Below are 20,189 nucleotides of genomic sequence, written 5' to 3'. Positions count from 1 at the left end.
TAGGGCGAGGCGGTGCACGCCGCCCTCTGAGGTCCCCATGCCCCTGTCCGCCGGAGCCGACTTCCGGCCCTATCTGGAGCCACGTCCCCGACATGATCAATGCCACCGCCGTCGAACTGCGCGCGGGCGCCCGCATCCTCCTCGAATCGGCCACCTTCCGGGTTGCCCCCGGCGACCGCATCGGCCTCGTCGGCCGCAACGGCGCCGGCAAGACCACGCTGACCAAGACCCTCGCGGGCGAGACGCAGCCGGCCGCCGGAAGCATCGCGCGGACCGGCGAGGTCGGCTACCTGCCGCAGGACCCGCGTACCGGCGACCTGGACGTGCTCGCCAGCAACCGGATCCTTTCCGCGCGCGGACTCGACAGCGCCATCGCGGGCATGCGCGCCGCCGAGCAGACCATGTCCAACTCGGCCGGCGAGGCACGCGAGAAGGCGATGCGCCGATACGCGCGCCTCGAGACCGAGTTCCTCACCAAGGGCGGGTACGCCGCCGAGGCGGAGGCGGCCACGATCGCCGCCAGCCTCGGCCTGCCGGACCGCATCCTGTCGCAGCCGCTGCACACGCTGTCCGGCGGTCAGCGCCGCCGCGTCGAACTGGCCCGCATCCTGTTCTCGGACGCCGACACGTTGCTGCTCGACGAGCCGACGAACCACCTCGACGCCGACTCGATCGTCTGGCTGCGGGACTTCCTGAAGACGTACAAGGGCGGGTTCATCGTCATCAGCCACGACGTGAACCTGGTCGAGACGTGCGTCAACAAGGTGTTCCACCTGGACGCGAACCGCACCGCGCTGGACGTCTACAACGTGGGCTGGAAGGCGTACCTGACGCAGCGTGAGACGGACGAGCGCCGCCGCAAGCGCGAGCGCGACAACGCCGAGAAGAAGGCCGCGCAGCTCATGTCGCAGGCCGACAAGATGCGCGCCAAGGCGACCAAGACCGTGGCCGCGCAGAACATGGCCCGGCGGGCCGAGCGGCTGCTGTCCGGGCTCGAGGGCGTCCGCCAGTCCGACAAGGTCGCCAAGCTGCGGTTCCCCGACCCCGCGCCGTGCGGCAAGACGCCGCTCATGGCGTCGGAGCTGTCCAAGTCGTACGGCTCGCTGGAGATCTTCACGGACGTCGACCTCGCGATCGACAAGGGCTCGCGCGTCGTCATCCTCGGCCTCAACGGCGCCGGCAAGACCACGCTGCTGCGGCTGCTGGCCGGCGTCGAGCAGCCGGACACCGGCCGCGTCGAGCCGGGCCACGGCCTCAAGCTCGGCTACTACGCGCAGGAGCACGAGACGCTGGACCCGGAGCGCACCGTGCTGGAGAACATGCGCTCCGCCGCGCCCGACATGGACCTGGTCGAAGTACGCAAGGTGCTGGGCTCGTTCCTGTTCTCCGGCGACGACGTCGACAAGCCGGCCGCGGTGCTGTCCGGCGGCGAGAAGACCCGTCTCGCGCTGGCGACGCTGGTGGTCTCGGCGGCCAACGTGCTGCTGCTCGACGAGCCGACCAACAACCTCGACCCCGCGAGCCGCGAAGAGGTCCTGGGGGCGCTGCGCTCGTACGCGGGCGCCGTCGTGCTGGTGACGCACGACGAGGGCGCGGTCGAGGCGCTGCAGCCGGAGCGCATCATCCTGCTGCCGGACGGCGTCGAGGATCTGTGGAGTGCGGACTACGCCGACCTGGTCGCCCTCGCCTGAGCGGGACCGGCACGTAAGGCACCGCCGAGGGAGCGGCCACCGCCGAGGCGCCCGGGGCAACTCCGAGGGTACGGCCGCGGTCACTGCCGGGGAGCCGTCGAGACCGCCGCCGATGCGCGTTCCGGGCCTGGCGGTTCGGCCCGGCAGTGCCCGAACAACCCGCTGACGCCGGGGTTTCCCGGGCCGACAGGGATTCCCACACGAAATCCTCACAAGAGGAATCCCAAACTCCGGATCTCCCCGGCGCACACCCAACCAAATGATCAGCCACGCTGAGCAAGGTCGTAGACCTTGTGGGTGACCAGCGGCTTTGTGGACCAACAGCGGACAAGGTCAAGGAATTCCCGCCGGAACCCGGGGTTCCGGACGATGGATCTTGCCCGTCGGCGGGCGGATCAAGGCCCGCGGTCGGGCCCACGGGCTCCGCGGAATCACTGGCCTTGCCGCCCGCGAGGGGTGATCATGGGAACCCAGAGCGCACTTCCCATGAGGAGGCACGTGTGGCCGAGACTCTGAAGAAGGGCAGCCGGGTGACCGGCGCCGCGCGCGAAAAGCTCGCGGCGGACCTCAAGAAACAGTACGACTCCGGCGCCAGTATCCGCGCACTTGCGGAGGCGACGGGCCGTTCCTACGGCTTCGTGCACCGGATGCTGAGCGAATCGGGTGTGACCCTGCGCGGAAGGGGCGGGGCCACGCGCGGCAAGACCAGGGCTACGTCTTCCTGAGCCCTCCCGAGCTCCACCTTGTACTGCCTGCACAGCTCTTGCACTGCATCGCACCAGCCGACGGCTCGTGAAGTTACCAGCCGGTACCATCTCTCACGTGCGGCCACCCGACCTGCTTCCAGGCCGGGTGGCCGATCTCGGTGCACCCGGTCCGCCGTCCGGCCCGGAACCACCCCTCACGTGGAGGTAGAGCATGTCGGAGTACGTCCGTCTGGAACAGACGGGTCCGCTCGCCGTGGTGACCCTGGCCAATCCGGACCGGCGCAACGCGCAGACGCCCGCCATGTGGCGGGAGCTTGCCGGGATCGGGCGCTCGCTGCCCGGAGACGTCCGCGCGGTTGTGCTCCGGGGCGAGGGCGCCTCCTTCTCGGCGGGTCTCGACCGCCGTCTGTTCCCGGGCGGCGGAGGAGTTCCCGGCGAGGCCGCGCTCGCCGACCTGGCCGAACAGGACGAGGCCGGTCTCGACGCGGCCATCTCCGGATTCCAGGAGGCGTTCACCTGGTGGCGGCGCCCGGACCTGGTCTCCATCGCGGCGGTGCAGGGCCACGCGGTGGGGGCCGGGTTCCAACTGGCCCTCGCGTGCGACCTGCGGGTGTGCGCCGACGACGTGCAGTTCTCCATGCTGGAGACCTCGCTCGGGCTGGTCCCCGACCTGGCCGGCACCAAGCCGCTCGTGGACCTCGTCGGATATTCGCGGGCGCTGGAGATCTGCGTGACCGGACGCCGGGTGGGCGCCGAGGAGGCGGCGGCGCTGGGCATCGCGACGAGCGTCGTACCGCGTGCGGCGCTCGACGACGCGGCACTGGAGCTGGCCCAGGCCCTCACCCAGGCCCCGCGCGACGCGGTGGTCGAGACCAAGGCCCTGCTGCTCGGTGCGGCCGCGCGGTCGTACGACGAGCAGCGTGCCGCCGAGCGTGAGGCCCAGGGGCGCCGCCTTCGGGACCTGCTGGGCAAGGGCGAGTAACCGCGGGGGAGTTGACGCGGGGTCAACGGGGAGTGGTGCCTGGTACGTGCCTACCCCGTACCCGCCCGTACCCCCGCCTTGCCTTCCCCGGAAGGATTTCCCCCGGCCGCGCGTTGAGTGGGTCGACTCGTTTGCCGACGTGCCCTCAAGGGGGAATGACAACGCATGATGCCCGGTGGCTCTCTGGGGGTTTCCCCGCGTTCCTGGTCCCGTGACGGCTCCGTCGTCAAGCAGAAGCTCGCCCCGGGGACCGTACGCCGCGTAGGTGCCTTCGCGAAGCCCTTCCGCGGGCAAATTGCCGCGTACCTCGTCCTCGTCGTCATCGGCGCGGTCCTGATGGTCGTGCCGCCGCTGCTCGCCCAGCGCATCGTGGACGACGGCGTCCTCGGCCACGACGCCGGCTTGGTCACCACGCTCGCACTCGTGGTCGCGGGCATCGCCGTCGCCGCCGCGGCCGCGGGCCTCGTCGAACGCTGGTACTCCGCGCGGATCGGCGAGGGCTCGATCTACGCCCTGCGCACCCAGGTGTTCGCCCACGTGCAGCGCATGCCCGTGGCGTTCTTCACGCGTACGCAGACCGGCGCGCTGATCTCGCGACTCAACAACGACGTCCTGGCCGCGCAGCGCGCCTTCACCTCGACCCTCGCGGGCACCGTCTCCAACGTCGTCAGCCTGGTGCTGGTCGCGGGCACGATGTTCTACCTGGCCTGGGAGATCACCCTCGTCTCGCTGGTGCTGCTGCCGCTGTTCGTCATCCCGGCGAAGTGGATCGGACGCCGCCTCCAGGCCCTCACGCGCGAGCAGATGCAGCTCAACGCCGAGATGTCCACGGTCATGACCGAGCGCTTCAACGTGTCCGGCGCGATGCTCGCGAAGATCTTCGGCCGCCCCGAGGAGGAGGACGACGTCTTCGCCGCCCGCGCGGGCCGGGTGCGCGACATCGGCATCCGCATCGCGCTGGTCAACCGCGTCTTCGCCACGGCTCTCACCCTGGTGGCGGCACTCGCCACCGCCCTGGTCTACCTCATCGGCGGCCACCTGGCGGTCGACGGCAAGCTCAGCGTCGGCACGCTCGTCGCGCTCACCGTCCTGCTCGGCCGCCTCTACGGCCCGCTCACCGCACTCGCCAACGTGCGCGTCGACGTCATGACCGCGCTGGTCAGCTTCGAGCGCGTCTTCGAGGTCCTGGACCTCGACCCGATGGTCGCGGACAAGGACGGCGCGGCACCGCTGCCCGCGGACGCCGCCCGCGTCGAGTTCGACCACGTCGGCTTCCACTACCCGGCGGCCGACGAAGTCTCCCTGGCCTCACTCGAATCGGTGGCCGTCCTGGACCGCGCCCACGGCGGACAGGTCCTGCACGACGTCTCCTTCACCGCCGAGCCCGGCCAGATGATCGCCCTGGTCGGGCCGTCCGGCGCCGGCAAGACGACGATTACCAGCCTGGTCGGCCGGCTGTACGACACGACCGCGGGCGCCGTGCGCATCGGCGGGCACGACGTACGCGACGTGACCCTGGAGTCGCTGCGGGACGCGGTCGGCGTCGTGACGCAGGACTCGCACATGTTCCACGACTCGATCCGCGGCAACCTGCTGTACGCGCGCCCCGACGCCACCGAGCCCGAACTGTGGCAGGCGCTGCGCGACGCGAACATCCTCGAACTCGTGGCGAACCTGCCCGACGGCCTGGACACCGTCGTCGGCGAGCGCGGCCACCGCCTCTCGGGCGGCGAGAAGCAGCGGCTCGCCATCGCGCGCCTGCTGCTGAAGGCGCCGCGCGTGGTGGTCCTGGACGAGGCGACCGCGCACCTGGACTCGGAGTCTGAAGCGGCGGTGCAGCGGGCGCTCGCCAATGCGCTGCGCGGGCGTACCGCACTGGTGATCGCCCACCGGCTCTCGACCGTGCGGGACGCCGACCAGATCCTCGTGGTCGACGACGGCCGCATCGTCGAGCGCGGGCGGCACGAGGAACTCCTGGCCCTGGGCGGGATGTACGCCGACCTCTACCACCGTCAGTTCCGCGACGGGGACACGGTCACCCGGATGGGCGCGGTCGCGGAAGCGGACGTGGACGCCGACGGCGCGGGGCCGGTGCGCGGCGTCGACGACGGCGAACCGGCGGCGATCGCGGGCTGATTCGTCCGGACGAGCAGACTCGCCCGGACGAGCAGGTTCGCCCGGACGGGCGAATCGCGCGTGTGGGCGGTTGGCGCGTACTCGGGCCGTGCCGGCCAGGGCGCGGAGCGGCGCGGCGGGTCCGTCAGGACCGGGGCTTCGGCTTCGCCTTTGCCCGGGTCTTCGGCGCCGACGCCGCGGGCGGTGTCGCGCGCGGCGTGGCGCGTGGTGCGGCCGCGGGTAGTGCCGCAGGGGCCGCTACCGGGGCCGGTTCGTCGAGCCACACCACCTTGACGTCGACGCGCAGCGCGCCGCCGCCCGCACCGGACTTCGCCGACGACTTCGCCTTGGTGGTGCGGGCCGGGGACTTCGCCGCGGCAGCGGTCTTCGTCGCGGCTTTGCCGGCGGCGGGTTTCGGGAGCGGCTCGACGCCGAGCACGTCGACCGCTGCCGCGGCGACGCGTTCGCGTACCCGCTCGGCCACCGCATGCAGCGCGAGGCCGTACGCGATCGCCACCGAGATGGTCACCGTCGTCTCGCCGGTGTCGTCGTCGGTGCGGATCAGGCAGCTCCGGGAACGTACGCCGGGCTCCGCGTCGGCGGCGTCGCGCAACGCTCGCGCGTCCGGCGCCTCGGTCAGCCCGACCGCCGCGCCGAACGCCGCGAGCCCGCCGCCCTTCGCCCGTCCGGCGGCGTCCTCCGCCACCGTCCGCGACACCGTCGCGGACTCCGCGTCCGTCGCCGCCAGCAGCTCCGCCGCGGTCGGCATCCCGGTCTCCGCCGTGCTTTTGTCCTGCTTGTTCATACGCCCGCCGCTTCGTCCGCACCGCATGGTCCGTCCGCTGTCCACGCCGCGCGGGACAGTGGTTCGATCCCCGTCTCAGGGGCGTTCTGCTCATACCCTGGTACAGGTGTGGCGATCCGTAGATAGGGCATGTGCAGGATCGAACACCGGGGGAGAAGAATCCTATGGCGAAGGGAAGTGCGTCTATGCCGGACACGACGGCCCAACGGAGTGGATCGCAGGCGGTGGAGAAAGAGGGGGCGGAGCGCGTGCCGGGACAGCAGCGTTCCAGCGGCACCGAAGTGGCGCGCCTCAGTTCCGACCGCGGCCGCACCTCGATCGCGGACGGCGTCGTCGCCAAGATCGCCGGGATCGCCGCACGCGACATCTCCGGCGTGTACGCGCTCGGCAGCGGTGCCGCGCGCGCGTTCGCGGCCGTACGCCAGCGCGTCCCGGGCGGCAAGCCCAACGTCGCCCAGGGCGTCAGCGTCGAGGTTGGCGAGAAGCAGTGCGCCGTGGATCTGGCGATCGTCGTCGAATACGGTGTCCCGATCGCCGAACTCGCGGCGGCCGTGCGGGAGAACGTCATCTCGTCGGTCGAACGCATGACCGCGCTCGAGGTCGTCGAGGTGAACATCGCCGTCGACGACATCCACATCGAGCACGAAGACGACAAGGAACGCCAGCTTCAGTGAATCGGGCGGCCCGGTGATGACAACGGATCCGAGTGACCTGGAACGCCGTGAACTGATGCGGGAATACCGGGAGTTCGTCAAGACTCGGCATCCGGACCGAGGGGGCGACCCCACGGAGTTCGCCGCCGGGCTCGTGCGCTACCGGGCCCTGCTCTCCCCTGGGGGAGCGGGGCCTGACGGCGGCAAGCGGCCGCCGCCGCCGGCATCCGAAACGACCGTCTACCGGCGTGGGTCCCTGCCCGCGCAGATGTGGCGGGCGATCATGGAACGGCACCGGCGAAAGCAGAACCCGCGGGTGCGGTGAACGCGGCGGACGCGGCGACGGGACCGACATGACCGATGCGAACGATGCGAACGATGTGACAGAAGGCGAATCGAAGGCGAACCGAGGACGACCGAACGCGGTCCCTTCACCTGCGAGGAGTAGGTAGTCATGAGCACACCCATCGTGGGCCTGCTGGTCGGCATGGCCCTGGGCCTGGCCGCGGCGATCGGCGGGTTCGGGGCGTTTCTCCTCGTCGCCGCGCTCGGCGCGGTCGGGTTCCTGGCCGGCCGCTACTTCGACGGCGACCTCGATCTGAGCGAGCTGTTCTCGTCGCGCGGCCGGCGCCGCTGATGGGGCATTCGCGCGTTGACGGCCCCTCCCACCTGGAGCCGCCCGCACCGCCGGCCGAGCGCGGCTCGCTGCGCATCGGCGAACGCGTGGTCGAGAAGATCGCCGCGCGGGCCGCCCGGGAGGCGACCGGGGCCGCCGCGCCGGAGACGAAGCTGCGGGAGCCAAAAGCGGGAGTGAAGCTGCGCAACGACCATGCGACGGTCCGCCTCGACCTGGACGTGCCTTACCCCGGACAGGTGAAGGAGATGGCGGGCACCGTGCGGCAGCGCGTACGTTCCGACGTCGAGCGCCTCACCGGGATGCCGGTGGTCCGCATCGACGTCGTGGTGGCGCGTATGACCAGGATCGGCAAGGGCAGGAGGCGCGTGCAGTGAGTGTGCTCGACGCACCGCCGGAGAAGCCGGCCGACCCTTCCGGCCCGGAAACCGGCGGTGGCGCCTTCGGGATCGGGGCCGAGGACTACCGCAAGCCGCGCCGGGCGTGGTCGCCGCGCGGCTTCGTGGCGGCACTGACCGCCCTCGGCGTCGGCGGGATCGCCGGGGTGCTGCTGTTCTTCGGCATCGCGGCCCGGCTCGAGCGCACGCCGCAGTGGGCGTACGACGTCCTGGACTGGGTGCAGACCCACGAGTGGACCGAGAAGTGGGTGTGGGTCGGCGGTGTCGTCGCCGCGGTCGTCGGCCTGTGGCTGCTGCTCCTCGCCTGGACGCCGGGGCGCCGGCACCTGCTGCCGTTGAAACCGGTCGGGCCGGACATCACGGCGTACATGACGCGCGGCACCGCGTCCAATCTGCTGAGGCACACCGCACTGATGTCCACCGGGGTGCTCGACGCGCGGGTCCGCGTCACTCGGCGCAAGGCCGTGATGCGCGTGGACTACCACTTCCGCGACCCCGACGAACTGCATGACGAGCTGGAGACCGCGCTGCGCGAGCGCGCCGACGCGCTGCTGCTCGCGCGTGTGCCGCGCGTCGACGTACGACTCCAGCCCGCCAGTGGAAGGTGACGGGCACTCATGCGCCGTGTCGCGAACCGGATCCTGCTGACCATCGTGGGCCTCGGCCTGCTCGTGGGCGGCCTGGCGGTCACCGCGCGTTCGCGCGGGTGGTTCCAGGGCACGCTCGGGGACGTGCTGCACACGCCCCACAAGCCGCTGATCACCGAGAGCCAGACCGAGCGCCTGGTCGACCACGACTGGTGGTGGTGGGTCGCCTTCGGCGTGCCCGGCGCGGTCCTGGCCATCTGCCTGTGGTGGTTCCTCGCGCAGTTCCGCCGCCGCCCGGTGCGGGTCATCCGGGTGGCCGACACGTCCGAGGACGCCGGCGGCGGCCCGTCCGGGCTCGGCACCGGCTTCGGCCTGGTCGGCGACGACGCCGACACCATCACGGTGAACGGCTACGCGCTCGCCGACGCGATCGCCGACGACCTGGCGCGCGAGCGCGACATCGAGGACGTCCACGCGCGCCTCGTACGCCGCCGCCACGGTCCGGTGCTGAAGCTCGCGGTGCGTACCGAAGCGGGCGCCGAACCGCGCGCCGTGCTCGACGCCATCCATGAGGACGTCCTCGAACACGGCCGCGACGCCGTCGAGTTGCACCGTCTTCCGGTCGTCGTGGAGCTGCGCAGCGCCAAGGGCCTGCCGAAGCGCCACCTCGACTGACGCGGCGCGCCGGGGCGCGCGGCTACAGGCCGCGCAGGGCACCGCCGTCGAGCGGGACCATCGTGCCGGTGACGTACGAGGCGGCCGGCGACAGCAGGAACGCGGCCACGCGGCCGAACTCCTCCGGCGTGCCGTAGCGGCCCAGCGGGATGGACTGCTCCTGCCGGGCGCGGGCGGCCGCGGCGTCGCCGGAGAGCGCGTCGAGTTCGCGTACCCGGTCGGTGTCGATGCGGGCCGGGAGCAGGCCGACGACGCGGATGCCGCGCGGGCCGAGTTCGTCGGCAAGGGCCTTGGCGGCCATCGCGAGTCCGGGGCGCAGGCCGTTGGAGACGGCGAGGCCGCCGATCGGCTGACGTACCGACATCGACAGGACGAACCCGATGACGCCTTCGTCCGCCGAGCCCTGGGCGCTGCGGTCGCCCATCGCGTTGGCGGCGGCGCGGGCGAGGCGTACGGCGCCCAGGAAGACCGACTCGAACCCGTCGCGCCACTGGTCGTCGTCGGTGCCCATGACCGTGCCGGCGGGTGGCCCGCCGACGCTCACCAGGACGCCGTCGATCCGCCCGAAGCGGCTGACGGTGGCGGCGACCAGGCGCTCGGCGGTGCCCGAGTCGGCGTTGTCGGCCGCGATGCCGATGGCGTTCGGGGCACCGCCGAGTTCGGCGGCGGCCTTCGCCACGCTCTCCTCGCCGCGGCCGGTGACCACCACCCGGGCGCCGTCGTCGACGAGGGCCCGGGCGGTGGCAAGGCCGAGGCCGCGGGTGGCGCCGGTGACGAGGTACACGCGATCACGAAGTCCAAGATCCATGCGGCCATCCTCCCGCTCCGAACCATGGCGCGTCACTGCCCCGTGCCGGTGAGGTCGCGACCCGAAAAGCCGGATAATCCGATCGGACGCGCGGTCCCCACCAGACGGTTTGCGCCGACACGCGTCCGCCCGACGGCTCGCGCCGGCACCTGTCGGCCCACGGCTTGCGCTGGCCAACGGCTTGCGCCGGCCGAAGGCTTGCGTCGACGTGTCGGCCCGAACGCGCGCCGGCGTGTCAGCCCGGGATCACCAGGGCCCGCGCCCCGCGTCCCGCCCGCATCGCCGCGAACGCGTCGTTGACGCCGTCGAGTCCGATCCGGTCCGTGACCAGCGCACCCAGGTCGACCCGCCCGGCGGCCACGTGCTCGACGAGGCGCGGCACGTCCCGGACCGGGTCGGTCGACCCGTAGACGCAACCGGTCATCGTCCGGGCGAAATGGAACAGTTCGAGCGCGCTGAACTCCACCATGTCGTCCTTCGCGCCGACCCCGACGATCGTCGTCATGCCGCCGCGCCGCGTCAGGCCCCACGCCGCACGGATCGTCGCCGCGCGCCCGACACACTCGAAGGCGTGGTCGACGCCCCGGCCGCCGGTCAGCGCGCGTACGCGCTTGGCGAGGTCCGGCGCCGGCTCCAGGGCCTCGGTGGCGCCCATCGACAGCGCCAGCTTGCGCTTGCCCTCGTCCGGATCGACCACGATCACAGCGGAGGCACCGGCCACGCGCGCGCCCTGCACCGCCGACAGGCCGACGCCGCCGAGCCCGATCACCGCGACCGTGTTCCCCGCCGCCACCTGAGCGGTGTTCCACACCGCCCCGGTTCCGGTGGTGACCGCGCAGCCGAGCAGCGCCGCCTCCTCCAGGCCCGCCCCCGGACGCGTGCCGTCGGGCAGCTTGACGACGCCGGCCGCGGGGACGACGGTCTCCTCGGCGAACGTCGCCGTCCCCAGCCCCGGCAGGACCTCGCGGCCGTCGGAGGCGAGTGCGGCGTACGGCGTGCGCGCCGCGTCGAGGGCCTTCACACACAGGTGCGGCTCGGCGTGCTCGCACCACCAGCACTCGCCGCACGCCGGGGCCCAGATCAGCAGGACCGGGTCGCCCTCGGCGACGTGCGTCACGCCCTCGCCGACCGCGAGCACCGTGCCCGCGCCCTCGTGCCCCAGGACGACCGGGAACGCCTGGTCGAGCGTGCCGTCCGCGAGGGAGAGGTCCGAGTGGCACACCCCCGAGGCGGCCACGCGCACCCGTACCTGGCCCGGCCCGGGGGCGGGCAGGTCGATCTCCTCGACGCGGACCGGTTCCCCGACCCCGTGCAGTACCGCTGCCAGCACCATGGCCCCTCCGTTAACGACGTGTCGTCAGATCCGCGCGGTGGCTACGCTCGATGGCATGAACGCCGCCGTCCGGGACTGGATCCGGGCCTCCGATTCCATCACGGTGCTGACCGGTGCCGGTATCTCCACCGACTCGGGGATCCCCGATTACCGGGGTCCGCAGGGTGTCTGGACCAAGGACCCCGACGCCGAGAAGCTGGTGCAGTACGACACGTACATGGCGGACCCGGACATCCGCCGCCGCTCGTGGCTGCTGCGCCGGGACAACCCGGTCCGCCACGCGCAGCCCAACGCGGGGCACCGCGCGCTCGTCGAGATCGAACGCGCCGGGCGGCTCCGCGGCCTGATCACGCAGAACGTCGACGGCCTGCACGTGCGGGCGGGCAACAGCGAGGAAAAGGTCATCGAGCTGCACGGCACGATGTTCTCCGTGCTGTGCACCCGGTGCGGTGCGCGCACGACCCTGGACGAGAACCTGGCCCGCATCGAGGCGGGCGAGCCCGACCCCGCCTGCGAGAACTGCGGCGGCATCCAGAAGACCGCGACGATCATGTTCGGCCAGATGCTGGAGCGGCGCGTCCTGGAGCGCGCGGCGATCGCCGCCCAGGTGTGCGACGTGTTCCTGGCGATCGGGTCGTCGCTCCAGGTCGAGCCCGCCGCGTCGCTGTGCCGGGTGGCGGTCGAGGCGGGCGCGAAGCTGGTCGTCGTCAACGCGGAGGCGACGCCGTACGACGCGGTCGCGGGCGCGGTTGTTCGCGAGCCGATCGGCGAGGTGCTTCCGGGACTGGTCGCCGGGCTGGGGTAGGTGCCTCGGGCCTGGGCGGTGCGTCTCGGGCGGGGCCGCGGTCAGCCTGTCTTCGGGCCGACCGGCAGGTCCCGCTCCGAGCGCTCCGAGTGCTCGGGCTGCTCCGCCGCGGCGCCGAGGGCCACGCTGTTCGACGCGCTGTCCGGCCCGTCGCCCGACCCGCCGTCCGACTCCGCGGCGAGCTCGGCTTCCAGCTCCGCGGCCTCGCGACGGATGATCTTGATCCACATGGCGACCAGGGCCACCACGAAGATCCACCACTGCACGGCGTACGCGAGGTTCAGGCCGGTGTCCTCCGCGTCCGGCAGCGGCAGTACGGTCGGCGCCTCGGCGGGCGCCGGGGTCTGCTCGGCGAGCTGGCCGTAGCCGCCGAACACCGGGTACCCCAGCTGCTTCGCCAACGCATCCGTGTCGATGCGCATGATCTGCCCCTCGGGCAGCCCGTCGCGGTCGCGGATGCCGGAGCGGTCGCGCGTCTCGGACGGCCGCGCGCGTACGGTCACCGTCACCTGGCCGCCCGGTGCCGCCGGGACCTCGGGCCGTGCGGTGGCGCTGTCCGGGTTCTGCACCCAGCCGCGATTGACCAGCAGCGCCGTACCGTCCGCGGTGACGAACGGCGTCACGACGAAGAAGCCCAGCTCGTTGTCGAGCTGCCGGTGCCGGACCAGGAACTCGTGCGCCTGGTCGTACCGCCCGGTCGCGCTCGCCCGGCGCCACTGGTCGTCACCCGTCAGATCGCGGCCGACCGCGAACAGGTCGTCGACCGGCACCGCGTCGCGCCCCTTGTTGGCGCTGACTCTCTCGTTGCGGTCCGCCTTCGCCTCATACCGGTGCAGCTGCCAGAACCCCAGCTTGACCATGACCGGGATGAGCAGCACGACCAGCAGGTTGAGGGCCAGCCAGCGAGGCGTCAGCAGGAAGCGGTACACGGTATAAGACGGTACTCCGCGCCCCGGGGTGCCTCGGCCCCGGACCCCCGTCCGCCACCGCCGACGCCACCGCCTTCACCCGCGCTACACGGGTGCGCCGTCGGCCGTCCGGATGCCGTCGAGCGCCAGGTTCGCGACGGAGGGCCCGTCGGCGCCCATCGTCACCAGCGTGACGTGGTGCACGTTCCCGGGCGCGCCTTCGGCGAAGACCCAGACGCCGCCGGTCGGGCCGAGCCGGATGTACCGGTTCCCGTCGCGTTCGGTGGCCTGGTAGTTGTGCACGTGCCCGGCGAACATCGTGTGCGGCCGCTCGCCGAGCGCCGCCCGGATGCGGTGGTACGCCGGGTGCCCCTCGCCCTGCCACAGCGGCATGTGCATGAGCACGAACGTCCAGCGCACGTCCGCGTGCGCGCGCAGCACCTCTTCGGCGTACCCCAGTTGTCCCTCGGAGAGGCCGGCCGCGGCCGGCACGCCGTTCCAGTCGAACGCCTCCTCGTACGCCTGCCGGGTCAGCTCCTCGTCGCCGCCCGCCGCCGCGAGCCGGGCCCGCAGGCGGGCCTCGTCGTCCGGCGGCATCTCCCGCTCGGGATCCTGCGTGTTGAGCACGAGGAAGAGCACGTCGCGGAACCTGAAGTGGTAGTGGAACGCGCCGTACCGCCGCAGCCAACGCTCCCGCATCACCTCGTTCGCCACGTCGTGGTTGCCCGCGACGTGGAACATCGGCACGCGCAGCGGCGCCAGCATCGCGTCGATCTCGTCCCACTCGGCGTCGAGCACCGACCCGTCGCGCGTGTAGCCCTCGACCAGGTCGCCGAGCTGGACCGCGAAGTCCGGCGCGAGCGCGTTGACCGCCGCGATGCCGCGTTCGAACACCCCTGGCTGCGCGCCACCGGTCCGGTCCGAGACGAGCGCGAACGTGAACCTGCCGGGGTCGGGCACCGCACCCGGACCCGAGAACGGGGCGGGGGATCCGACGTCGATCGTCAGGCCGGCCGGGAGCTGTGCGGGGTCGCGCTCGTGCACGGACGTCTCCGAGGGCACCGCCGGGCGCGGCTGCCGGGCGGCGAAGTAGGGATTTCGGCTCATCCTCACGATAATTGCCCGATACGCTGCCCTGCCCGCAGCTATCCACCGCACGCAACGCCGTTCCGCCCACGCCCGTCCGGTCCCGGGACGGTCGCGCGGGACCGCACGCCCGTGTCCCCGCCCAGGAGCAGTACCCATGTCAGGCACCCAGCCCCCGCCGGGGTACCCACCGGCGCCGCCCGCAGCGGCACACCCGGGTCCTTTCCCCGGGGCGAACGGCAGCCGCGGCAAGGCCGTTGCCATCCGCATCGCGTGGTCCCTGGTGCCGCTCCTGTCCGTGGGCTTCCTGGCGTGGATCCCGCTGCTGATCCTCGGCCTGCACCGGCGGACCCGCCAGGCGTGGGCGATATTCACCGCGTCCGCAGTGCTCGCGGTCACGTCGTTGGTGCTGCTGATGATCAACGGTTCGGAGGGCGAGAAGGCCGAGCGCGACCGCGGCGAGGGCGCCGAGGTCGAGGGCATCGCGTCGGTGCCGGGCAACATCGGCGCCGGTGTGATGATCGCACTGTGGGTCGGCGTGCCCGTCTACTGGTTCGTCACGACGCGGCGCGGCTCGCGCGCGGAGATCCGCGGTGTTCCGCCGCTTCCGACGCCGATGACCGGGCCCGGTATGCCGATTGCGGCGTACGGGTGGCACGGCGCGCCCGGCGGACCGCACAACTACCACGGAGGCGCGCCGACTTCCTCGGCCGTGCCGATGCCCGCCTCGGGGCCGGTCTCTGCCCCGGCGCCCGCGCCCGTTCCGGGGCCTGTACCGTCGCCCGCGCCCGCTTCCGCTCCGGCGTCGGGGGCGGCGGGGCAGGACGCGGTCCGCGTCGAGCGCGCCCGAGCCCGGCTGGAAGGGCTGAGCGAACGCCTGCGTGAGCGCGAGGGCGGCGCGGACCCGGGAGCAAGGCCCGGGGCGCCGCACTGACCCGTAGCTGGAGGTGCAGGTGCGGGCCGGAACATCGCAGCCGACGGCGGGCGAGCACCGGGCGGGCCGAGGCCGGGGACGAAACGCTGAGGCAGACGGGTTCACCTGTGGCGACAGCTTCCCCAGCTCTCGATACGGTACCGACGTGACAGCACCAGGGCGCATCATTGCCGACCGATACGAGCTGTCCGTGGCCGTCGGCCGGGGCGGCATGGGCCAGGTCTGGAAGGCGTACGACCGCACGCTGCAACGCCGGGTCGCGGTCAAGCTGCTGCGGTCCGACCTGGTGGGCGGCAGCACCGACCGGGCCACCCTCGAACGCCGGTTCCTGCGCGAGTGCCGGGTCACCGCGGGGATCGACCACCCCGGTCTGGTCACCGTGTACGACGCGGGCATGGACGAAGGCGACCTCTACCTCGTCATGCAACTGCTGGACGGCATGGACCTCGCGGACCTGATCGCCGAACAGGACCCGGTGCCGTGGGAGTGGGCCGTCGCCGTCGCGGCGCAGATCTGCTCCGTCCTGGCCGCCATCCACGCCGCCCCCGTCGTGCACCGCGACCTCAAGCCGCGCAACGTGATGGTGCGGCGCGACGGCACGGTGAAGGTCCTCGACCTCGGCGTCGCGGCCGTGCTCGACCCGGACTCGACGAAGCTCACGAGCACCGGCGCGCTGCCGGGCTCACCCGCGTACATGGCCCCGGAGCAGGCGCTCACCGGTCTCGCCGAGCCCCGCAGCGACCTCTACGCGCTCGGCTGCCTGATGTACGAAATGCTGGCCGGGCGCGCGCCGTTCACCGCGCCGACGGCCCTCGCGGTCCTGCAGCGCCACCTGACGGACCGTCCGGAGCCGATCGGTACACACCGCCCGGACGTGCCCTCGGGACTCGACCGCCTCGTCGCGGACCTGCTGGAGAAGCAGCCGGAGGACCGGCCCGCGACGGCACAGGACGTGTACCGGCGGCTCGTACCGCTGCTGCCCCCGGCCGCCCGCGACGCGGATGCCGCCCTCGCGCCGAACTCCGCGATGGACCCGACCCGTCCGCTGCGCCACCCGGCCGCACCGCAGCCGTTCCCACTGTCGGTGCCCGCGCAGGGCGGCCCCCCGCACGGCGACCGGTACGCCGCCGTGGACCGTACCGAGGCCGGCGGGCTCGCGGCCGTGATGACCGGCCCCGCGGGGATCATCGCGGGCGTCGCCGCCGCGGCCGGCCACGCGGGTACGCACGCTCCTGCGGTCGGCGGCGCCGGCTCGGCGGGTTCCGCCCCGGCCGCCTCCGCCGGTTCCGGGCCGGGGGCCGCGCCGGCCTCGGCGCCGGGGTCGTCCCCGCTGGGATGGTCGGTGTCGGCCGGCCCCTCCGCGGCCAACGCACGCGCCGACTCCGGCTCCGGAAACGGTGGCGGCGGCATCGGCGCCGGTGCCGGTCGTCGCGCCGACATCCCCGCGCCCGCCGGAGGTTCGCCGCTCGACGCGAGCGGCACCGACTGGTCCGCCGTACCGTCGGCCGGACCCGACCCGGGCGGCCTCGACGTCGCCGCGGCCCTGGATGCCGCGGCGCGCCTGCTCGGCGAGAGCCAACTCGCGCAGGCGGTGGACGTCCTGGGCGCGGCCCTCCCCGCCGCCGTCGCCCGCCACGGCGAACACGACCCGGTCGTCCTGGAACTGCGCCAAGCCCTCGCGGACACCCTCCTCGCAGACCGCCAGTTCCGCCGTGCCCTGCCTGAACTCAGGTACCTGGCAAGGACATTCGCCGCGACGGCAGGGTCGCTCGACCCCGAGGCGATGGAGTACGCCCGTCAGGTCGCCTCCTGCCTGGAGGAACTGGGCGAGACACACCAGGCGCTCCAGGAGTACCGCGCCCTGCACGCCGCCTTCCAGCGCATCCCCGCCGACCGCGCCGACCTGCACTTCGGGTTCGAACTACGAGAGCGCATCGCCCTGTTGCTGGCCGCCGTGGGCGACCCGTACCAGGCCGAATCCCTCCTCGGCCCCCTCCTCGCCGAGGAGCAGCGGGCCTTGGGCCTTCACCACCCCCAGGTCGTCGCCCTGGGCCAACAGCTGCTCCGCATCCAGGGCATGCGTGCGGCGTGGCGCCCCTGACGGCGATCATCGGGGCCACCACGCCACACGTACGGTTTCAGCGGCTCACATGGCCGCGCCCACCGACACGTTGTCCCTGATGCCCTCCGCGCCCTCCGCCTTGGCGCAGTGCGCGCAGCAGAAGTAGCGTCCGTCCGATTCCACCCCGTGCCCGATGATGCGGCACCGGCAGTGCTCGCAGATCGGAGCCATCCGGGTGATCGCGCACTCGAAACTGTCGAACACGTGCACGGCGTCACCCGCGTGTACCTCGAACGAGGCGTAGTAGTCGTTGCCGCAGACCTCGCATCGCGCCACGAAAAGCTCCTTGCCGGTATCGGGGGTCCCGAGGACCCATACGCGACCACCCTCAAGCCCACAACAAACAACGGCAAATCCTGCTAACCCGTTGGCGTGACACCGCCAACTCCGAAGAGTTCATCCGGACCATCGAGGGAGGAGAGACCGAACGATGAGCCACAGCCGCTACAAGACCCTGCGCGAGCGCAAGCTCGCCGACGGCTTCACCGAGCCTGCCGAGGTTGCCGAGGCTTGGACGACGGTGAAACTCGCGTGACGTTCACAGCCCACCGCAAAGACGCCGCCTGAGCCGCGCACACCGGAACCGCACCGACGCCCACTTGTGCTGGAGCAGGGGTGGGGGCAGGCCCGCTTTGTCACGACCGTCGCCGGTGCGCTCTGGCGTCGCGACGTTGACCCCCTCGGACGAGCGACCCACGGCGCCCGCGTTCGCGGAGGAAAAGCCACCCGTACCCGCGCCGCTAACGCCCGCAGTAGGGGACGGGAAAGTCGGTATGCCCGGGTCGCAGGAGCTGGTCGCTTCGCGTGCGGGCAGCCGGTTCGGTGGAACGTTGTGGGTCCGAGGAGCGACGGGTTGACGTTGACGGTCGAGTCGCTGAGCCGGGAGTTCCCGGGAGTTCAGAGCGGGCCGGCATTGTCGCCGGAGGACTGGCCGCTGTGGGTGACGTACCGGTCGTCGAGACGAAGGCGGCGAACGCGTGGCTTTGCCGCCTCGCCGAGTGGGACGAGTTGTGGGCGAACCCGGAGCGGTACTCCGTCGCCGTGGTCATGACGCCGCTGGCGACGGTCTGGCGTGACTCCCAGGGCCCGAATGCCGACTACACGCGGTTGGACCGCCCCCTGATGATGGTGGAAGTCCCGCTGAGCCAGGTGCGGTAGCGATACCCGCGGTCGTGTCTCGGGGGAGCCGCGAAGGCTCAGGCCTCGTGCAGCAGTGACTCCACGATGGAGCGTACGGCTACGTCGAACAGGGTGTCGGTGTCGGCGGGGTCGTACATGGAGCGGGCCAACTCGGGGTCGCCTTCGGCTACTTCGTCGAGCCAGGCCTGGACGAGGGGCGGCTCGACGGGGAGGCCGGTCAGGGCGCGTTCGAGCATGACGAAGCCGGCGACCTGGTATTGCACGGACTGCACGGCGAGTGCGGCGCGCGTGCCGTGCAGTCCGGCGGCGGCGAACTCGCGGACGAGGGCGCGTCGGGTCGGGAGCATCATCAACGAGTCGAGGCCGCGCTCGCGCACGAGGCTGATCAGGTGCGGTCGGTCGAGGATCGCGTGGCGGCTGGCCTGGGCGATCGAGACGATCCGGGCGACGGGCGTGGTGCCCGTGACGCGGATCGTCCCCATGTCGCGGAGCACGCGTTCGACCAGCTCGTCGAGCAGCGCCTCGCGGTTCCCGACGTGCCAGTAGATGGACGTCACGGCGACGCCGAGCTCGGCCGCCAGCTTGCGCATGCTCAGGCCCTCGGTGCCCGACTCCATCACCAGGCGCATGGCCGTGGACAGGACGGCGTCGCGCGTCACGCGGGACGCGCCGGCCGCGTTGCCGGGCTTCGGGGTGGCTCTCGTTCCGTCCATCGCTCCCTATTCTCGCGTCCGTCACCGGTCCGGGGGACCAGCAGGGCTAGCCGGGCCAACCTCGCTTCTGCTCTTTACCTCGTCGGCATGCGCATGTAACAGTGTTACAGAGACGGAGGTCACTGTCCCGGACATCGGCACACCGCTCACGACAGAACCACCGCACCACCGCGTTACCGCACCACCGCGCTACTGCACCACCGCACCACCGCACGAAGCCGGCGCACGACGGCGTGCCCTGGCCAGGAGACGTGGAGAAGAGGTGTGTTTTCCGTGGCACGAGTCCGTTATGGCGCGCGCTCCCTGGAGACCCTGAGCAAGTCCGCGAAGGACCGCAGCGTCCTGCCGGAGATCTGGTCCACCGGCGTCGTCGCGATGTGGGAGACCGACCCGGCGGTCGTCGCGGCCGTCCTGCCGCCCCCGCTGGTGCCCGCCGACCGCCCGCTCGTACGCGCCAACATCTCCGCGGTCGACATCAACGGCTACCCGCTCGGCGCGGGCGCGATAGCGGTCCGCTGCAAGCACGGCGACGTCGAGGGCGACTACACGCTCACCATGCCGATGACGACCGAGCGCTCGGTCATCGGCGGTCGCGAGGTCTTCGGCGAGCCCAAGAAGCTGGCCGAGGTCAGCGTCGACCGGGACGGCGACGAGGTCGTGGCGAAGGTGACGCGGCTGGGCGTGACGTACGTCGAGATCCGCGGGCGCGTCGTGGAGGAGCTTCCGCTGCCCGACCCGCGCACGACCACCAGCTTCTACTACAAGTTCCTGCCCGCGGTGGACGGCGACGGGTTCGACGCCGACCCGATGCTCGTGCACGTCACGCGCAACGAGAAGCACCGCTCGGCGTCCCGCATCGAGGGCGAAGTCATCCTGCGCGACTCCGACTTCGACCCGGTGGCCGACCTGCCGGTGCGCAAGCTGGTGTCCATCACCATCGGCGAACGCACCAGCGACCAACAGGGGTTCGTCGCCGAGCACGTCAAGGCCGACCTGGTGCTGCCGTACATCCACCAGCGGTACGACGACGTCGCGCAGATCTCCGACGAGCCGCCCGCGCCCGGCGACCCCGTCTGACCGGCGGTCCGAGACC

The 20,189-nt window shown here is 72.3% G+C and carries 22 protein-coding genes; 15 read left to right on the top strand and 7 right to left on the bottom strand.

Going from position 1 to position 20,189, the window contains the following annotated elements:
• The first annotated feature begins 92 nt into the window (after positions 1-92).
• The 4 genes from abc-f (at position 93) to ACWD12_RS33030 (ending at position 5,516) form a co-directional block, all read left to right on the top strand.
• Positions 93-1,691 carry a ribosomal protection-like ABC-F family protein gene (gene abc-f, locus ACWD12_RS33045; RefSeq protein ID WP_358348700.1) on the top strand — a complete coding sequence of 533 codons (1,599 nt, stop codon included), beginning with the start codon at positions 93-95 and terminating at the stop codon, positions 1,689-1,691.
• Between the two features lie 500 nt (positions 1,692-2,191).
• Complete coding sequence (locus ACWD12_RS33040) at positions 2,192-2,416, top strand: helix-turn-helix domain-containing protein (RefSeq protein ID WP_235057814.1); 225 nt, start codon at positions 2,192-2,194, stop codon at positions 2,414-2,416.
• A 193-nt stretch (positions 2,417-2,609) separates the two neighbouring features.
• Positions 2,610-3,380 (top strand): enoyl-CoA hydratase/isomerase family protein, encoded by a 771-nt coding sequence (locus tag ACWD12_RS33035; RefSeq protein ID WP_450102644.1) that lies wholly within the window; start codon positions 2,610-2,612, stop codon positions 3,378-3,380.
• 168 nt (positions 3,381-3,548) lie between these two features.
• On the top strand, positions 3,549-5,516 hold the full coding sequence (locus tag ACWD12_RS33030; protein ID WP_450102672.1) for an ABC transporter ATP-binding protein: 1,968 nt from the start codon (positions 3,549-3,551) through the stop codon (positions 5,514-5,516).
• Positions 5,517-5,640: 124 nt separating this feature from the next.
• Here ACWD12_RS33030 and ACWD12_RS33025 read toward each other — a convergent pair whose 3' ends face one another.
• On the bottom strand, positions 5,641-6,300 hold the full coding sequence (locus ACWD12_RS33025) for a hypothetical protein (RefSeq protein WP_450102643.1): 660 nt from the start codon (positions 6,298-6,300) through the stop codon (positions 5,641-5,643).
• Between the two features lie 185 nt (positions 6,301-6,485).
• Here ACWD12_RS33025 and ACWD12_RS33020 point away from each other — a divergent pair, with 185 nt between their 5' ends.
• The 6 genes from ACWD12_RS33020 (at position 6,486) to ACWD12_RS32995 (ending at position 9,247) form a co-directional block, all read left to right on the top strand.
• The gene (locus ACWD12_RS33020) at positions 6,486-6,974 is read left to right on the top strand and encodes an Asp23/Gls24 family envelope stress response protein (RefSeq protein WP_358348692.1); all 489 of its coding nucleotides are present in this window, start codon (positions 6,486-6,488) and stop codon (positions 6,972-6,974) included.
• Positions 6,975-6,990: 16 nt separating this feature from the next.
• Positions 6,991-7,278, top strand: coding sequence for a hypothetical protein (locus ACWD12_RS33015; RefSeq protein WP_450102642.1), 288 nt, complete (start codon positions 6,991-6,993; stop codon positions 7,276-7,278).
• Between the two features lie 129 nt (positions 7,279-7,407).
• Positions 7,408-7,590, top strand: coding sequence for a DUF2273 domain-containing protein (locus ACWD12_RS33010; RefSeq protein WP_358348687.1), 183 nt, complete (start codon positions 7,408-7,410; stop codon positions 7,588-7,590).
• Positions 7,590-7,964, top strand: coding sequence for an Asp23/Gls24 family envelope stress response protein (locus ACWD12_RS33005; RefSeq protein WP_358348684.1), 375 nt, complete (start codon positions 7,590-7,592; stop codon positions 7,962-7,964). The genes ACWD12_RS33010 and ACWD12_RS33005 overlap by 1 nt, the downstream gene beginning before the upstream one ends.
• Positions 7,961-8,593, top strand: a complete 633-nt coding sequence (locus tag ACWD12_RS33000) for a DUF6286 domain-containing protein (RefSeq protein ID WP_450102641.1) — start codon at positions 7,961-7,963, stop codon at positions 8,591-8,593. The genes ACWD12_RS33005 and ACWD12_RS33000 overlap by 4 nt, the downstream gene beginning before the upstream one ends.
• A 9-nt stretch (positions 8,594-8,602) precedes the next feature.
• Positions 8,603-9,247, top strand: coding sequence for a hypothetical protein (locus ACWD12_RS32995; RefSeq protein ID WP_450102640.1), 645 nt, complete (start codon positions 8,603-8,605; stop codon positions 9,245-9,247).
• A gap of 22 nt (positions 9,248-9,269) precedes the next feature.
• On the opposite strand, the gene ACWD12_RS32990 is transcribed toward ACWD12_RS32995, so the two are convergent.
• Together ACWD12_RS32990 and ACWD12_RS32985 are read right to left on the bottom strand one after the other, a co-directional pair.
• Positions 9,270-10,055, bottom strand: a complete 786-nt coding sequence (locus ACWD12_RS32990) for an SDR family oxidoreductase (protein WP_450102639.1) — start codon at positions 10,053-10,055, stop codon at positions 9,270-9,272.
• Between the two features lie 235 nt (positions 10,056-10,290).
• A complete protein-coding gene (locus ACWD12_RS32985) occupies positions 10,291-11,388 on the bottom strand; it encodes a Zn-dependent alcohol dehydrogenase (RefSeq protein ID WP_450102638.1) in 1,098 nt (365 codons plus the stop codon).
• Positions 11,389-11,443: 55 nt separating this feature from the next.
• Between ACWD12_RS32985 and ACWD12_RS32980 the strand changes: the two genes are divergently transcribed.
• Positions 11,444-12,193, top strand: a complete 750-nt coding sequence (locus tag ACWD12_RS32980; protein ID WP_450102637.1) for an SIR2 family NAD-dependent protein deacylase — start codon at positions 11,444-11,446, stop codon at positions 12,191-12,193.
• 41 nt (positions 12,194-12,234) lie between these two features.
• Here ACWD12_RS32980 and ACWD12_RS32975 read toward each other — a convergent pair whose 3' ends face one another.
• Positions 12,235-13,122, bottom strand: coding sequence for an SURF1 family cytochrome oxidase biogenesis protein (locus ACWD12_RS32975; RefSeq protein WP_450102636.1), 888 nt, complete (start codon positions 13,120-13,122; stop codon positions 12,235-12,237).
• Between the two features lie 84 nt (positions 13,123-13,206).
• A complete protein-coding gene (locus tag ACWD12_RS32970; RefSeq protein WP_450102635.1) occupies positions 13,207-14,208 on the bottom strand; it encodes a metallophosphoesterase family protein in 1,002 nt (333 codons plus the stop codon).
• A gap of 136 nt (positions 14,209-14,344) precedes the next feature.
• On the opposite strand from ACWD12_RS32970, the gene ACWD12_RS32965 reads away from it, so the two are divergent.
• Positions 14,345-15,121 carry a hypothetical protein gene (locus tag ACWD12_RS32965; protein WP_450102634.1) on the top strand — a complete coding sequence of 259 codons (777 nt, stop codon included), beginning with the start codon at positions 14,345-14,347 and terminating at the stop codon, positions 15,119-15,121.
• Positions 15,122-15,266: 145 nt separating this feature from the next.
• Positions 15,267-17,222, top strand: a complete 1,956-nt coding sequence (locus tag ACWD12_RS32960; protein WP_450102633.1) for a protein kinase domain-containing protein — start codon at positions 15,267-15,269, stop codon at positions 17,220-17,222.
• A gap of 45 nt (positions 17,223-17,267) precedes the next feature.
• Here the strand turns inward: ACWD12_RS32960 and ACWD12_RS32955 are convergent, their stop codons facing one another.
• Positions 17,268-17,519 (bottom strand): hypothetical protein, encoded by a 252-nt coding sequence (locus tag ACWD12_RS32955; RefSeq protein WP_358348659.1) that lies wholly within the window; start codon positions 17,517-17,519, stop codon positions 17,268-17,270.
• A gap of 660 nt (positions 17,520-18,179) precedes the next feature.
• Here ACWD12_RS32955 and ACWD12_RS32950 point away from each other — a divergent pair.
• Positions 18,180-18,401 (top strand): hypothetical protein, encoded by a 222-nt coding sequence (locus ACWD12_RS32950; RefSeq protein ID WP_450102632.1) that lies wholly within the window; start codon positions 18,180-18,182, stop codon positions 18,399-18,401.
• Positions 18,402-18,439: 38 nt separating this feature from the next.
• On the opposite strand, the gene ACWD12_RS32945 is transcribed toward ACWD12_RS32950, so the two are convergent.
• The gene (locus ACWD12_RS32945) at positions 18,440-19,096 is read right to left on the bottom strand and encodes a TetR/AcrR family transcriptional regulator (protein WP_358348656.1); all 657 of its coding nucleotides are present in this window, start codon (positions 19,094-19,096) and stop codon (positions 18,440-18,442) included.
• 273 nt (positions 19,097-19,369) lie between these two features.
• Between ACWD12_RS32945 and ACWD12_RS32940 the strand changes: the two genes are divergently transcribed.
• Positions 19,370-20,173 carry an acetoacetate decarboxylase family protein gene (locus tag ACWD12_RS32940; protein ID WP_450102631.1) on the top strand — a complete coding sequence of 268 codons (804 nt, stop codon included), beginning with the start codon at positions 19,370-19,372 and terminating at the stop codon, positions 20,171-20,173.
• The last annotated feature ends 16 nt before the right edge of the window (positions 20,174-20,189 follow it).

The organism is Streptodolium elevatio (assembly GCF_053592165.1).
This window is presented reverse-complemented; position numbering and strand designations above follow the sequence as displayed.

Excerpts from the sequence above, each read along its gene's own strand:
- ACWD12_RS33010 (WP_358348687.1), top strand. The coding sequence starts at position 7,408 with ATGAGCACACCCATCGTGGGCCTGCTGGTCGGCATGGCCCTGGGCCTG.
- abc-f (WP_358348700.1), top strand. The coding sequence starts at position 93 with ATGATCAATGCCACCGCCGTCGAACTGCGCGCGGGCGCCCGCATCCTC.
- ACWD12_RS33025 (WP_450102643.1), bottom strand. The coding sequence starts at position 6,300 with ATGAACAAGCAGGACAAAAGCACGGCGGAGACCGGGATGCCGACCGCG.
- ACWD12_RS32965 (WP_450102634.1), top strand. The coding sequence starts at position 14,345 with ATGTCAGGCACCCAGCCCCCGCCGGGGTACCCACCGGCGCCGCCCGCA.
- ACWD12_RS32945 (WP_358348656.1), bottom strand. The coding sequence starts at position 19,096 with ATGGACGGAACGAGAGCCACCCCGAAGCCCGGCAACGCGGCCGGCGCG.
- ACWD12_RS33030 (WP_450102672.1), top strand. The coding sequence starts at position 3,549 with ATGCCCGGTGGCTCTCTGGGGGTTTCCCCGCGTTCCTGGTCCCGTGAC.
- ACWD12_RS33020 (WP_358348692.1), top strand. The coding sequence starts at position 6,486 with ATGCCGGACACGACGGCCCAACGGAGTGGATCGCAGGCGGTGGAGAAA.
- ACWD12_RS32985 (WP_450102638.1), bottom strand. The coding sequence starts at position 11,388 with ATGGTGCTGGCAGCGGTACTGCACGGGGTCGGGGAACCGGTCCGCGTC.
- ACWD12_RS33005 (WP_358348684.1), top strand. The coding sequence starts at position 7,590 with ATGGGGCATTCGCGCGTTGACGGCCCCTCCCACCTGGAGCCGCCCGCA.
- ACWD12_RS32995 (WP_450102640.1), top strand. The coding sequence starts at position 8,603 with ATGCGCCGTGTCGCGAACCGGATCCTGCTGACCATCGTGGGCCTCGGC.
- ACWD12_RS33015 (WP_450102642.1), top strand. The coding sequence starts at position 6,991 with ATGACAACGGATCCGAGTGACCTGGAACGCCGTGAACTGATGCGGGAA.
- ACWD12_RS33035 (WP_450102644.1), top strand. The coding sequence starts at position 2,610 with ATGTCGGAGTACGTCCGTCTGGAACAGACGGGTCCGCTCGCCGTGGTG.
- ACWD12_RS32990 (WP_450102639.1), bottom strand. The coding sequence starts at position 10,055 with ATGGATCTTGGACTTCGTGATCGCGTGTACCTCGTCACCGGCGCCACC.
- ACWD12_RS32980 (WP_450102637.1), top strand. The coding sequence starts at position 11,444 with ATGAACGCCGCCGTCCGGGACTGGATCCGGGCCTCCGATTCCATCACG.
- ACWD12_RS32970 (WP_450102635.1), bottom strand. The coding sequence starts at position 14,208 with ATGAGCCGAAATCCCTACTTCGCCGCCCGGCAGCCGCGCCCGGCGGTG.